Origin of the sequence: Photobacterium makurazakiensis (assembly GCF_050336715.1) — a bacterium.
Taxonomy (GTDB): Bacteria; Pseudomonadota; Gammaproteobacteria; order Enterobacterales; family Vibrionaceae; genus Photobacterium; species Photobacterium makurazakiensis.
Window position 1 is genome coordinate 16,576 of sequence record NZ_JAKJSJ010000031.1, and the last position, 13,289, is coordinate 29,864.

At 46.0% G+C, this 13,289-nt stretch carries 12 protein-coding genes; 7 read left to right on the plus strand and 5 right to left on the minus strand.

Going from position 1 to position 13,289, the window contains the following annotated elements; translation table 11 throughout:
* Positions 1-112: 112 nt before the first annotated feature.
* The 3 genes from L4D09_RS14815 to metK form a co-directional block, all read right to left on the minus strand.
* On the minus strand, positions 113-859 hold the full coding sequence (locus tag L4D09_RS14815) for an endonuclease (protein WP_428458290.1): 747 nt from the start codon (positions 857-859) through the stop codon (positions 113-115).
* A 111-nt stretch (positions 860-970) separates the two neighbouring features.
* Positions 971-1,456: a SprT family zinc-dependent metalloprotease gene (locus tag L4D09_RS14820; RefSeq protein WP_428458291.1), complete on the minus strand. Its 486-nt coding sequence runs from the start codon at positions 1,454-1,456 to the stop codon at positions 971-973.
* 107 nt (positions 1,457-1,563) lie between these two features.
* Positions 1,564-2,718: a methionine adenosyltransferase gene (metK, locus tag L4D09_RS14825; RefSeq protein ID WP_428458292.1), complete on the minus strand. Its 1,155-nt coding sequence runs from the start codon at positions 2,716-2,718 to the stop codon at positions 1,564-1,566.
* Positions 2,719-3,110: 392 nt separating this feature from the next.
* Here metK and tkt point away from each other — a divergent pair, with 392 nt between their 5' ends.
* From tkt to mscS, 5 genes are all read left to right on the plus strand, one after another.
* The gene (gene tkt, locus L4D09_RS14830) at positions 3,111-5,108 is read left to right on the plus strand and encodes a transketolase (RefSeq protein WP_428458293.1); all 1,998 of its coding nucleotides are present in this window, start codon (positions 3,111-3,113) and stop codon (positions 5,106-5,108) included.
* A 282-nt stretch (positions 5,109-5,390) separates the two neighbouring features.
* Positions 5,391-6,467 (plus strand): erythrose-4-phosphate dehydrogenase, encoded by a 1,077-nt coding sequence (epd, locus tag L4D09_RS14835; RefSeq protein WP_428458294.1) that lies wholly within the window; start codon positions 5,391-5,393, stop codon positions 6,465-6,467.
* Between the two features lie 78 nt (positions 6,468-6,545).
* Complete coding sequence (locus L4D09_RS14840) at positions 6,546-7,709, plus strand: phosphoglycerate kinase (protein WP_428458295.1); 1,164 nt, start codon at positions 6,546-6,548, stop codon at positions 7,707-7,709.
* Between the two features lie 138 nt (positions 7,710-7,847).
* Positions 7,848-8,924 (plus strand): class II fructose-bisphosphate aldolase, encoded by a 1,077-nt coding sequence (gene fbaA / locus L4D09_RS14845; protein ID WP_428458296.1) that lies wholly within the window; start codon positions 7,848-7,850, stop codon positions 8,922-8,924.
* Positions 8,925-9,201: 277 nt separating this feature from the next.
* A complete protein-coding gene (gene mscS / locus L4D09_RS14850) occupies positions 9,202-10,125 on the plus strand; it encodes a small-conductance mechanosensitive channel MscS (protein WP_428458297.1) in 924 nt (307 codons plus the stop codon).
* Positions 10,126-10,179: 54 nt separating this feature from the next.
* Here mscS and L4D09_RS14855 read toward each other — a convergent pair whose 3' ends face one another.
* Complete coding sequence (locus L4D09_RS14855) at positions 10,180-10,698, minus strand: YbaK/EbsC family protein (protein WP_428458298.1); 519 nt, start codon at positions 10,696-10,698, stop codon at positions 10,180-10,182.
* Positions 10,688-11,320 (minus strand): LysE/ArgO family amino acid transporter, encoded by a 633-nt coding sequence (locus L4D09_RS14860; protein WP_428458299.1) that lies wholly within the window; start codon positions 11,318-11,320, stop codon positions 10,688-10,690. Before L4D09_RS14860 ends, L4D09_RS14855 begins: the two co-directional genes overlap by 11 nt.
* Positions 11,321-11,495: 175 nt before the next feature.
* On the opposite strand from L4D09_RS14860, the gene L4D09_RS14865 reads away from it, so the two are divergent.
* Together L4D09_RS14865 and L4D09_RS14870 are read left to right on the plus strand one after the other, a co-directional pair.
* Positions 11,496-12,392, plus strand: coding sequence for a LysR family transcriptional regulator ArgP (locus L4D09_RS14865; protein ID WP_428458300.1), 897 nt, complete (start codon positions 11,496-11,498; stop codon positions 12,390-12,392).
* 121 nt (positions 12,393-12,513) lie between these two features.
* Positions 12,514-13,212, plus strand: a complete 699-nt coding sequence (locus L4D09_RS14870) for an oxidative stress defense protein (protein ID WP_428458301.1) — start codon at positions 12,514-12,516, stop codon at positions 13,210-13,212.
* The last annotated feature ends 77 nt before the right edge of the window (positions 13,213-13,289 follow it).

The following is a 13,289-nucleotide window of genomic DNA, read 5'->3' on the forward strand; positions in this document are numbered from 1 at the left end:
GGCTATCTTGTAACCTGTTGGTTGTAGTCTTGGGGCATTATATACCCATGTAATGGGGGATGTTAGGCGAGATAACAAGGGCGAGCAACACAATTGCTCGCCCTTTGGTGGTTTATAAGCCTGGTTGCTCACAAGCTTGTAAAACATAAGGGTTATGGTTTTCTTGGATATCAGCAATGCGGCGGTCTCGCTCACATTCCCATGTACTGACTGGATATTGCCGATTCCATGCTTCCATTAACTGACGTTGCTGACTAGATAATGCCATTTTATATTCTTGATTCATGTACAAATAAGTACGTGCAATGGCCCCGCGTGATTGTTCGGGTGGATCGGCGCGACGATTTTTGAAATCGATTTTCATGTCACACTGACCATAAAAAGCGCCGTTATTGCCATTCCACGGTAAGAATGCGTAGTTAGAGCGATCGCCATTTACCTCACCAACCGCTGGCGTTAAATTATGAAGATCAGCCTGCATCGAACGATAGACTGGGTTCATTTTCGTAGCACAAGCTCGGCCTTTATAGGCTTTGCCTTTACTGTTCACACATTGAGGGTGACCTTCACGCCATTCGACAAATGCTCGGCCAAAGTTTTCGGCTGGTACTACATGTTCCCACTCTATTCGGTTAGCCCGTTTTTCTTGTTTACGAACCTCATAACCACAACTCGCAAGATCAGGTAGCCCTTTTTTACCTTGCCATGTAATAGCACAGCCGCAGTAGAAGCTGGTGGGGTGATCTTGATAGATTTCAACAGCGAGGCGTTTCGCTTTACTAAATGAAGAAGGGGGGGCAGCTAAAGCTATGGTTGGCAGTAAGAGGCCAATGGCTAAACAAGAGTAGGATCGCAGCATGATTCACCTTTAGATACGGGTCATACTGACAAGCCTAACATTGATGTTAATTTTTAGAAGCAATTCACGGTGAGTTTTTTATTGATTACACAAGGTTGCAGGGAATATCGGCTAACAAGCAAGGTAGGTTAGCGGCTGTTCACACTGGCGGCATTGGTAGGTTGCTTGGCCACGCTGTATTTTGTTGTGGCGACGGATGGTCAGTTGATGCTCACTACATTGGCAGCGGTAGGTATAGGTATTACCTTGTACTGAACTGACATCAAAACTGTGCGTCGTGCGCGGTGGAACACCAAACACGTCAGCCATAATAATTTTCCATTCTTTGCCGTGCGGGCGAACACGGCCAAACAACTTGAAAGCCACTAAGTGTGCGACTTCATGTGGCACTACTTCATTGAGAAAGGCATGGGGGTTCTCAGTAAGTAATACTGGATTAAAACGCACTTCCCAACCTTGTAAGCGAGCACTGCCGGCGATTTTTCCGCGTTGCTTGAAGCTCACGGTTGGCATGGTTAATCGCTTATTCAGTCGTTGGTTTGCTTGTTTTATGCATTGTTCGACTTTGGCAATAACTTGGTGTTGAAGCTGAGACATAACGTTGACTTTATAGTTGTAGCCCGACAATCAGGAAGTATAACGAAGTGGGAAAAAACAAAAAAGGAAGCCGAGGCTTCCTTTTCTTTATTCGGAGATGAGCAAACTTATCTGATGTTTGCGAAATCGCGAAGGATTGCTGCTTTGTCTGTCGCTTCCCAAGGGAATTCTTCACGACCAAAGTGACCGTATGCCGCTGTTTGCTGGTAGATAGGCTGAAGAAGGTTCAGCATTTCTTGCAGGCCGTATGGGCGTAGGTCGAAGTGTTGGCGTACAGCTTCAATGATGATGTCGTGTGGTACTTTTTCAGTGCCAAACGTTTCCACCATGATAGATGTTGGATCAGCAACACCGATAGCGTAAGAAAGTTGGATTTCACAACGATCAGCCATGCCAGCTGCTACGATGTTTTTTGCTACATAACGTGCTGCGTATGCTGCTGAGCGGTCAACTTTTGATGGATCTTTACCAGAGAATGCACCACCACCGTGACGAGCTGCGCCACCGTAGGTATCAACGATGATCTTACGACCAGTTAGACCACAGTCACCCATTGGGCCACCGATAACAAAACGGCCGGTTGGGTTGATGAAGAAGTTAGTGTCTTTGTTGATCCACTCTTCTGGCAGTACTGGTTTGATGATTTCTTCCATTACGGCTTCACGTAGATCCGGTGTCGTTACTGAATCACAATGTTGCGTTGAAAGAACAACCGCATCGATACCAACGATTTTGCCTTGGTCGTACTGGAAGGTAACTTGTGATTTCGCATCTGGACGAAGGAAATCTAACTTGCCGCTCTTACGTACTTCAGCTTGCTTTTTAACAAGCAGGTGAGAGTAAGTAATTGGCGCAGGCATTAAAATTGGTGTTTCGTTAGTTGCGTAACCAAACATAATACCTTGGTCACCAGCCCCCTGTTCTTTCGGGTCTTCTTTATCAACACCTTGGTTGATGTCTGGTGATTGCTTACCGATAGTGTTTAGTACTGCACAAGAGTCAGCATCAAAACCCATATCTGAATGAACATAACCAATTTCACGAACGGTTTCGCGGGTGATTTCTTCGATATCAACCCAAGCAGAAGTGGTAACTTCACCACCAACCATTACCATGCCGGTTTTTACGTAAGTCTCACACGCAACACGTGCTTTAGGATCTTGTTCTAAGATCGCATCCAATACTGCATCTGAAATTTGGTCTGCAATTTTATCTGGATGACCTTCTGATACTGACTCAGAAGTAAACAGGTGCTTCGCCATGAGCGCTCCCACAAAAAATGAATGATAATTTCGGACTCTATATGATTGCTAAAGCATCATACAAATGCATATGGATATACGTTTGTATGTATAGAGCTACCTCCGTCTAGACGGCTATAATACGCATTGGTGATATAAAAGCAACAGTACGAAGCATAGGGATATGGTTCGCTAGATAAGCAAACGTTTCCCCTGTATAGCTTTGATTACAGTTAGTTGGAATATGGGTTTACCCCAGCATGTTGATATGGAACTTATTTTTCGAAGGAAATCGTTTGCAGTAAGGGGGGTGACTTTGCGACAATACTCGCCCGCCGAACTCTGGTTAATGTTGAGCAATAGATTGCTAACTTTAATCATCATATAAAAGTCTACGAACCTCTGGAGCAGACATGTCTTCTCGTAAAGAACTTGCTAATGCAATCCGCGCCCTAAGCATGGATGGTGTTCAACAAGCTAACTCTGGCCACCCTGGTGCACCTATGGGTATGGCTGATATCGCTGAAGTACTGTGGCGTGGCCACATGAACCACAACCCACAAAACCCTGAGTGGGCTGATCGCGACCGTTTTATTCTGTCTAACGGCCACGGTTCAATGCTAATTTATTCTCTGCTTCATTTGACGGGTTACGATCTATCTATTGATGATCTGAAGAACTTCCGTCAACTGCACTCTAAAACACCGGGCCACCCTGAATACGGTTACGCACCGGGTATTGAAACAACCACAGGTCCACTAGGCCAAGGCATCACCAACGGTGTGGGCATGGCGATGGCTGAGAAAGCGCTTGCTGCTCAGTTCAACCGTGAAGGCCACGACATCGTAGACCACAACACCTACGTGTTTATGGGCGATGGTTGTTTGATGGAAGGTATCTCTCACGAAGCTTGTTCACTTGCTGGCACATTGGGCCTAGGTAAGTTGGTAGCATTCTGGGATGACAACGGTATCTCTATTGATGGTGAAGTTGAAGGCTGGTTCTCTGACGATACACCAAAGCGCTTTGAAGCTTACGGCTGGCATGTTATCCCTGCGGTTGATGGTCACGATGCTGACGCAATCAATGCGGCTATTGAAGCGGCAAAAGCAGAGACAGGTCGCCCAACACTGATCTGTACTAAAACGGTTATCGGCTTTGGTTCACCAAACAAAGCGGGTACGCATGATTGTCACGGCGCACCATTAGGCGCTGACGAAATTGCTGCAACGAAAGCTGCACTTGGTTGGGAGCATGGTCCATTTGAGATCCCTGCAGACATCGCCGCTGAGTGGGATGCGAAAGAAGCTGGTACTGCGAAAGAAGCAGCATGGGATGAGAAGTTCGCAGCATACGCCGCGGCTTACCCTGAGCTAGCAGCAGAATACAAGCGCCGTGTAAACGGTGACCTACCTGCACAGTGGGAAGAAAAAGCGAATGCAATCATTGCTGATCTGCAAGCTAATCCAGCAAACATCGCATCACGTAAAGCATCTCAAAATGCTCTAGAAGCGTTCGGTGCTATGCTACCTGAATTCATGGGCGGCTCTGCTGACCTTGCGCCTTCTAACCTAACCATGTGGTCTGGTTCTAAGTCACTAGAAGCAAATGACTTCTCTGGTAACTACATCCACTACGGTGTACGTGAATTCGGCATGACAGCTATCATGAACGGTATTGCGCTACACGGTGGTTTCGTACCATACGGTGCAACATTCCTAATGTTCATGGAATACGCTCGTAACGCAATGCGTATGGCTGCTCTGATGAAAATTCAGAACATCCAAGTTTACACGCACGATTCTATCGGCCTAGGCGAAGATGGTCCAACTCACCAACCAGTTGAACAAATCGCATCGCTACGTCTAACACCAAACATGAGCACATGGCGTCCATGTGATCAGGTTGAGTCTGCCGTTGCTTGGAAACTGGCTATTGAACGTAAAGATGGTCCTACATCTCTTATCTTCTCGCGTCAGAACCTTGCACAGCAAGCACGTACTGAAGCGCAGGTTGCAGACATCGCTAAAGGTGGCTACATCCTGAAAGATTGCGAAGGCAAGCCTGAGCTAATCCTTATCGCAACAGGTTCTGAAGTTGAGCTAGCTGTTAATGCAGCAGCAGAGCTAACAGCTGAAGGCAAAAAAGTACGCGTAGTATCTATGCCTGCAACTGATACTTTCGATAAGCAAGATGCAGAATACCGTGAGTCTGTACTTCCATCTGACGTTACAGCTCGTATCGCAGTAGAAGCTGGTATCGCTGACTTCTGGTACAAGTACGTTGGCTTCGGTGGCAAGATCATCGGTATGACAACATTTGGCGAATCTGCACCAGCAGGTGAGCTATTTAAGATGTTTGGCTTTACTGTTGAAAACGTTGTTGAAACAGCAAAAGAGCTACTTGCTTAATTGACGCCTCGGAAATTGAATCAGTTGATGGCTAACGCTGAATGGAACTGATTTAATTCGAAGTGTAAAAAAAAGACCTCCTAGTGAGGTCTTTTTTATATAAAATGAGATCTACGTCACGATGCGTTTTTTTGCCTATAGTGCGATTATTATTTGATTTGTTTGTTTAAGTTGTTGATTTACAAGTTAACAGGTGGCTTGGGTGACTTTGCTCACAATTATGGTGATTCTCGTTGGTGCTTGTTATACACTTACTCGGCTTATTAATTTTGTAGCACGGATATGACACTAAAAGTCGCAATTAATGGATTTGGCCGTATTGGACGCAGCGTACTTCGCGCGTTATACGAAAGCGGCAAACATCATCAAATAAAGGTCGTGGCAGTCAATGAATTGGCTGAGCCAGAAGCTATGGCTCACCTGTTACAGTATGACACCAGCCATGGTCGCTTTCATAAGCCTGTCAGTCATGATCAGGAGCATTTGTTTATTGCTCATAATAATGGTGAGCAAGACAGTATCCGAATCCTCCACCAGCCTGAACTTCACTTATTACCTTGGCAAGACCTCGATATCGACATTGTACTCGACTGTACCGGTACGTTTGGTTCTCGAGCCGATGGTGAAGCGCATATTAAAGCTGGTGCGCGCAAAGTGTTATTTTCCCATCCTGCTGCCAATGATATCGACAATACGATTATCTATGGTGTGAACCATGAATCGCTGAAATCAACAGACAAGATTGTCTCAAATGGGTCGTGTACGACCAATTGTATTGTCCCCGTAATTAAAGTACTCGATGACGCCTTTGGCATTGAGTCAGGCACTATTACCACGATCCACTCAGCAATGAATGACCAACAGGTCATTGACGCCTACCACACTGATTTACGTCGTACCCGCGCGGCTAGCCAGTCGATCATTCCTGTCGATACAAAACTCCACCTTGGTATCGGTCGGATTTTTCCGAAACTTTCCGACAAATTTGAAGCTATCTCTGTGCGCGTGCCGACAATTAACGTCACGGCAATGGATTTAAGTGTCACAGTAAAAACAAATGTGAAAGTTAATGACATAAATCAATCATTGGCAGATGCGTCTCGTTGTACATTAGGTGGCATCGTGGATTACACCGAAGCGCCACTTGTTTCAATAGACTTCAATCATGATCCTCATAGCGCGATTGTTGACGGTACCCAGACCCGTGTAAGTAACCAGCACCTTATTAAGCTGTTGGTCTGGTGTGATAATGAATGGGGCTTTGCTAACCGGATGCTCGATACCGCGCTGGCAATGCATGCAACCGATACAGCTGATAAGGCTGGTGAGCAAGACTCTGCGGTTAGCGATAACGAGTAAAGAATTATTTGGGCTTGGCAGTGACGCTGAGTCGACAAAACTTTGATTTTAAATTAATTAATGTTGAGAGGACAAACCATGTCTGTAATCAAGATGACTGATCTGGAACTAGCTGGCAAACGCGTATTTATTCGTGCAGACCTAAACGTTCCTGTAAAAGACGGTAAAGTAACTTCTGATGCACGTATCCTTGCATCGCTACCAACGATCAAAATGTGCCTAGAAGCTGGCGCAAAAGTAATGGTTACTTCTCACCTAGGTCGTCCGACTGAAGGCGAATACAACGAAGAGTTCTCTCTACAGCCAGTTGTTAACTACCTAAACGACGCACTAGATTGCGACGTTAAACTAGCTAAAGACTACCTAAACGGCCTAGAGCTAAATACAGGTGAGCTAGTAGTTCTTGAAAACGTTCGCTTTAACAAAGGCGAGAAGAAGAACGAAGAAGCGCTTTCTAAGCAGTACGCAGCACTGTGTGACATTTTCGTAATGGACGCATTCGGTACAGCTCACCGTGCACAAGCATCAACTCACGGTGTTGGTACTAACGCACCTGTAGCATGTGCTGGCCCACTTCTGGCTGCTGAGCTAGAAGCACTGGGTAAAGCAATGGACAACCCTGCACGTCCACTAGTTGCTATCGTTGGTGGTTCAAAAGTTTCAACTAAGCTGACTGTTCTTGAGTCGCTTTCAAAAATCGCTGACCAACTGGTTGTTGGTGGCGGTATCGCGAACACATTCATTGCGGCTGAAGGCCACAACGTAGGTAAGTCGCTATACGAAGCAGACCTAGTTGAAACAGCTCAAAAACTAATGAAAGAGTGTGCTATCCCAGTAGCAACTGACGTTGCATGTGCTAAAGCATTCGATGAAAACGCTGAAGCTGAAATCAAAAACGTTGCTGACGTTCAAGACGACGACATGATCTTCGACCTTGGCCCTGATTCAACGGCAGCACTTGCTGAAATCATCGGCAACGCAAAAACTATCCTTTGGAACGGCCCTGTAGGCGTATTCGAATTCAAAAACTTCGAAGCGGGTACTGCTGGAATCTCTAAAGCAATCGCTGAATCTGCAGGCTTCTCTGTAGCTGGTGGCGGCGATACGCTAGCGGCTATCGACAAGTTCGGTATCAAAGCTGATGTTTCTTACATCTCTACTGGTGGTGGTGCATTCCTTGAGTTCGTTGAAGGTAAAGTACTTCCAGCTGTTGCAATGCTTGAAGAGCGTGCAAAAGCATAATTAATGTACGGGAGCGAACCGCTCCCGCACTTAAACGTTTGTGAAATGGGTCAAGTTTTAATAGAATGCCTGACCAGTAGCAAACGTTTGCAATGATTTACAATTCACACAGAAAACAAGGCTAATAGGACTATTGTTATGTCTAAGATCTTCGATTTCGTAAAACCTGGTGTTATTTCTGGCGACGACGTACAGAAAGTATTTGAAGTTGCAAAAGAGCACAAATTTGCACTTCCTGCAGTTAACGTAGTTAACACTGATTCAATCAACGGTGTTCTTGAAGCTGCTGCTAAAGTTAAAGCACCAGTTGTTGTTCAGTTCTCTAACGGCGGTGCTGGTTTCTTCGCTGGTAAAGGCATGAAACTTGAAGGTCAAGGTGCACAAATCCTTGGCGCTGTAGCGGGTGCGAAATACGTACACGCTGTTGCTGCTTCTTACGGTGTTCCAGTTATTCTTCATACTGACCACGCTGCTAAGAAACTTCTTCCATGGATTGACGGTCTACTAGACGCTGGTGAAGAGTTCTTCGCTGAAACTGGTAAGCCTCTATTCTCTTCTCACATGATTGACCTTTCTGAAGAGTCACTAGAAGAGAACATCGAAATTTCTGGTAAGTACCTAGAGCGCATGGCTAAGATGGGTATGACACTAGAAATCGAACTAGGTTGTACTGGTGGTGAAGAAGACGGCGTTGATAACTCTGATATGGACGCATCTGAGCTTTACACATCTCCTGAAGATGTTGCTTACGCGTACGAGAAACTAGTTGCTATCAGCCCACGTTTCACTATCGCTGCATCTTTCGGCAACGTACACGGTGTTTACCAAGCGGGTAACGTTGTACTGACTCCAACGATCCTACGTGACTCTCAAGCATACTGTGCTGAGAAGTTCGGTATTGCACCGAATGCACTAAACTTCGTATTCCACGGTGGTTCTGGTTCTTCTGAAGCAGAAATCCAAGAGTCTATCGGCTACGGTGTTATCAAAATGAACATCGATACTGATACTCAGTGGGCTAACTGGGATGGCGTTCGTACATACGAAGCTGAAAACCGTGACTTCCTACAAGGTCAAATCGGTAACCCAACTGGCGAAGCTGCGCCAAACAAGAAGTACTACGATCCACGCGTATGGCTACGTGCTGGTCAAGCTTCAATGGTTACTCGCCTTGAGAAAGCATTCTCTGACCTTAACGCAATCGACGTACTATAATTTACGTTTCGCGTTAAAGTGTTAAAAAACCCGCTTCGGCGGGTTTTTTTTTGCCGGTCATTTACTGCTTGCTTGCCTGCAAATTTTTGTTGGTGTTTTTTTAGTCTCCAGAGTATTATCTTGCCGCGAAAAAAGGCTGTTATTCTGGCCTATTCATAGAAAATCACTGTTATAGTGATGATTGCATAAGTAATTTACATAATTAAGCCTATGATTATTTGTGCTCCCGCTACTATTTTTGTGGGAAAGGAAATAATATTTGCAGGAAGAGAAAGGTATGAGTGAGAGTAGTGTTACAGATACCGTAACGGATACCGTCACAGGTGTTGCGGATACGGTAGTGGATACCATCAAAGATAATGAACTTACCAATGGCGTGCTCAGTGCTGGTACTTGGGTCGCTGACAATCAGGAACTACTGATCCAGTACGGGGTGAACATCCTGTCTGCGCTGTTGATCCTGTTTATTGGTAATATCATCACCAAGAGTATTGCTAATGGCGTGGCAAAAATGCTGCGCAGAAAAGATATGGACGAGGCGGTTGTTGAGTTTCTCCAATCGCTAGTGCGTTATCTATTGTTTGTTATTGTACTGATTGCTGCCTTGGGCCGTGTTGGTGTGCAGACGGCATCTGTCGTTGCCGTGATCGGTGCTGCCGGTCTTGCCATTGGTTTAGCGTTGCAAGGCTCACTGTCTAACTTTGCCGCTGGTGTGTTGATTGTGGCATTCCGTCCATTCAAATCTGGTGATTACGTTGAAATTGGTGGGGTTGCAGGCTCTGTTGAATCGATCCAGGTGTTCTCTACGGTCTTGAATACCCCTGACAATAAAATGGTGGTAGTACCGAATGCGGGAGTGATTGGTGGCCCAATCACTAACTATTCTCGCCATAAAACCCGCCGTATCGATTTGGTGATTGGTGTTTCTTACGATGCCGATCTCAAGCATACCAAAGCGGTTCTGAACCGGGTGATCGAAGCGGATGACCGTATCTTGAAAGATCCTGAGCCAACGGTTGGTGTATTGGCACTGGCTGATTCTTCTGTCAATTTCGCGGTACGCCCTTGGGTGAATACGGCTGATTACTGGGCGGTATACTTCGACTTGATGCAGGCTATCAAAGAAGAGCTGGATAAAGAAAACATCGGGATCCCGTATCCGCAGATGGATGTCCATCTCAACAAGGCCCTTGAGCAGTAATATCGATACCAACAAAAAAATGGAGCCGCAAGGCTCCATTTTTTATGTTTGTTATTAAGTGAGGGGCAGCACTCGATTAGGCAGTGCAGCGAGCAAGGTATTAAGATCCTGACTGGAAAATGCAAAGGTGAGTTCTGGCTTACCGGGGGTAAACATCAGCTCATTGTGCTGGTAGAGCACAGGGTCAATTAACATCACGACATCAGTCGGCAAACCAAATGGACAGACAGCACCAGGTGTACAGCCTATCGCTTCAATCATTTCGTCATGGCTGCAGACAGACACTCGCTTGCCCAATATTTGTTTGACCAGCTTACTGTCTAACCGGCTATCTCGATGGGTGAGAAGCAAGCTATGTCCCCCTCCTTTTATTTTCATAAACAGGCTTTTAGTCGGCGCGGCTGTCCAGCCAAGTTCTTCAGCAATGCGGGCATCGGTCTCGAAGTCCAGAATAGGTTCATGCTGCCACGCTTGATAACTCACACCTGTTTGGTTGAACAAGGATAGGTTCGACAGGTAAATGGCTTCAAGTTTTTCCGCTGGCTGCGTTATCTTTTGGGGATCAAGCGACATACTGACTCCATAGTCCTTTGGCTAAGTGACCGGCAATGAAGAACATCATAGCAGCAACCGTAATATCAATACCGCGTTTAACCTTCGGTTTTGAGAGCGTAGGACCTAGTTTGGCGGCACCAATTGACAAGGTATAGAACCAGACAAACGACGCCAGCACCGTACCAATTGCAAACGCTATTCTGTCATTACCTTCAAATTGCCCGCCGATAGATCCAAGGATCACCACAGTATCAAGGTACATATGCGGGTTCAGTACCGTTACGGCTAAGGCTCCGAGGATCACTGCTCGGCGGCCACGAGCGAGTACCTGCTTGGATTTTTCCTGTTCGACGGCAGGGCGAAAGGCACTGCTGAGTGAGAGCGAGCCATAGAAGAGTAAAAATAAAACGCCACCAATCGTGACGCTAGTCAGCAAGGTTTCGTTACTTGATAGTAAGGCTCCACCACCGAAGATCCCTAGGCTGATAAACATGGTATCAAGGACGCTACAGATGGTCGCAGTCGTAAGGTGATGGTTGCGCTTGATCCCTTGGTTAAGTACATAGGCATTCTGTGCCCCTATCGGGATGATCATGGTGGCCCCTAAGCCAAATCCTTGTAATAGCGCCCAAATACTCATTTCCTGCTTACCTTATTGTTTGATTTTACAGCAACTCCCTGTGGTTGGGAGGCTGGAGTGAATGTGTTGGCGCAAGCATACTCCTGCCACTAATATTAAGTACAACTAATAAAATTTATGTAATATTAGACTTTCTAATGACGGTATTAAACAGAGACAAAACAGGTGAAAAAGTATGCGGGGACTGGATTATCGATGGATTGAAGCGCTAGATGCGGTGATTGCCCAGCGCGGGTTTGAACGTGCAGCTGAGAATTTATGTATTACTCAGTCGGCGGTTTCGCAGCGTATTAAACAGTTGGAGAAACTTATGGCGCAACCGATGCTAGTGCGAGAGCAGCCGCCAAGGCCAACAACGGCTGGACAAAAGATCTTGGGGTTGTATCGTCGAGTACGGTTACTTGAGCAGGAGCTATTGCCTGAAATTACGCCAGATGATCTTAGTCAGCCACTGTCCGTATCGATTGCAACGAATGCCGATAGTCTGGCGACATGGCTATTGCCAGCCTTGAGCCCATTATTGAAGTCCCGCCGGATCGAACTTAATTTAATGATTGAGGATGAAGCACGAACGCTAGATAAGTTACGCAGCGGTGAAGTGGTTGGTGCAATCAGCATGGAAGCGACACCAATGCCTGGGTGTGTGGCTGATTATCTTGGTCGGGTTGATTTTCTATGTGTCGCAAGCCCCGAGTTTGCTAAGAAGTATTTTTCTAGCGGGGTAACACGGGAAAGCTTGGTGGAAGCACCAGGGGTTGCTTTTGATCATCATGACGATATGCATGAACGTTTTATTCAGCAGCATTTTAATTTGCCGATGGGGAGCGTGATGAAGCATACGGTTCGTTCATCGGAGGCTTTTGTGCGCTTGGCGTTAGAAGGTATTGCTTTCAGCCTAATTCCTCGAGTGCAAATATTACAAGAGCTTGAGCAAGGTCTATTGGTGAATGTGACCCCTGATATTTTCCTGACTCGTCGCATGTATTGGCATCACTGGGCATTGGAGAGCGGGGTACTTACCGAACTATCACAGCAGCTAACTCATCATGCCCATCAAGTACTGCCCCAGTAATTGATAGATCGGCACAATAAAACAATGTACAAAAAAAGATGAAGAATAGGGATATTTTCTTAAATCGTGTTGTCGAATAGAAACAGAACAAGAAAACGACTGGATAGATAGGAAAAGCCTAATGAAAAAACAATTAGTTGCTGTACTTTTGGGATTTGGATTAATGGGGGCGAGTGGTTTAGCATCCGCCAATGTTACTGTGCCTCACCTCGAAACAATTGGTACGGGAGAGGTCGTTGCCCAGCCTGATATGGCGGTGTTTTCTGTTGCAGTCGTTGAAGTAAAACCAACGGCACAAGAAGCCAAGCAAGCGGTTGATCAAGCGATCACGGCTTTTGTTGAGCGTCTTTTGGCTCAAGGGGTAGAGCGAAGTGATATCCAGAGTGCCAATATTAGCTTACAACCACAGTATCATTACCCGAAGGACAAAGAGCCGGAATTAAAAGGCTACCGTGCTAGCCGGAATGTAACGGTAACGGTTGACGATCTTGATCAACTTAATACATACCTTGATCACGCGTTGGGCGATGGGATCAACCGGATCAATAATATCGAGTTAAAGGTTAGCAACGAGGCTGAATACCTTGAGAAAGCCCGCCTAGCTGCAATTAATGACGCCAAAGCAAAAGCAGAGTCATTAGCGAAAGGCTTTGGCGAGGAACTTGACGGTGTGTGGCGTATTAACTATCACGCCAATCAACCGCGCCCTGTCATGATGCGCATGGCGATGGATGCGGCACCTGAAACGGCGGCGACCTATCAAGATGCTGAAATTGTTATTAGCGATAGGGTTGAAGTGGTCTTTAAGCTGAGCCAATAACAGCTTGAACTACATAGCTTAAATAGAGAAAAGGAGAGCATATGCTCTCCTTTGTTGTATAAGAGGTTAAGCGAATA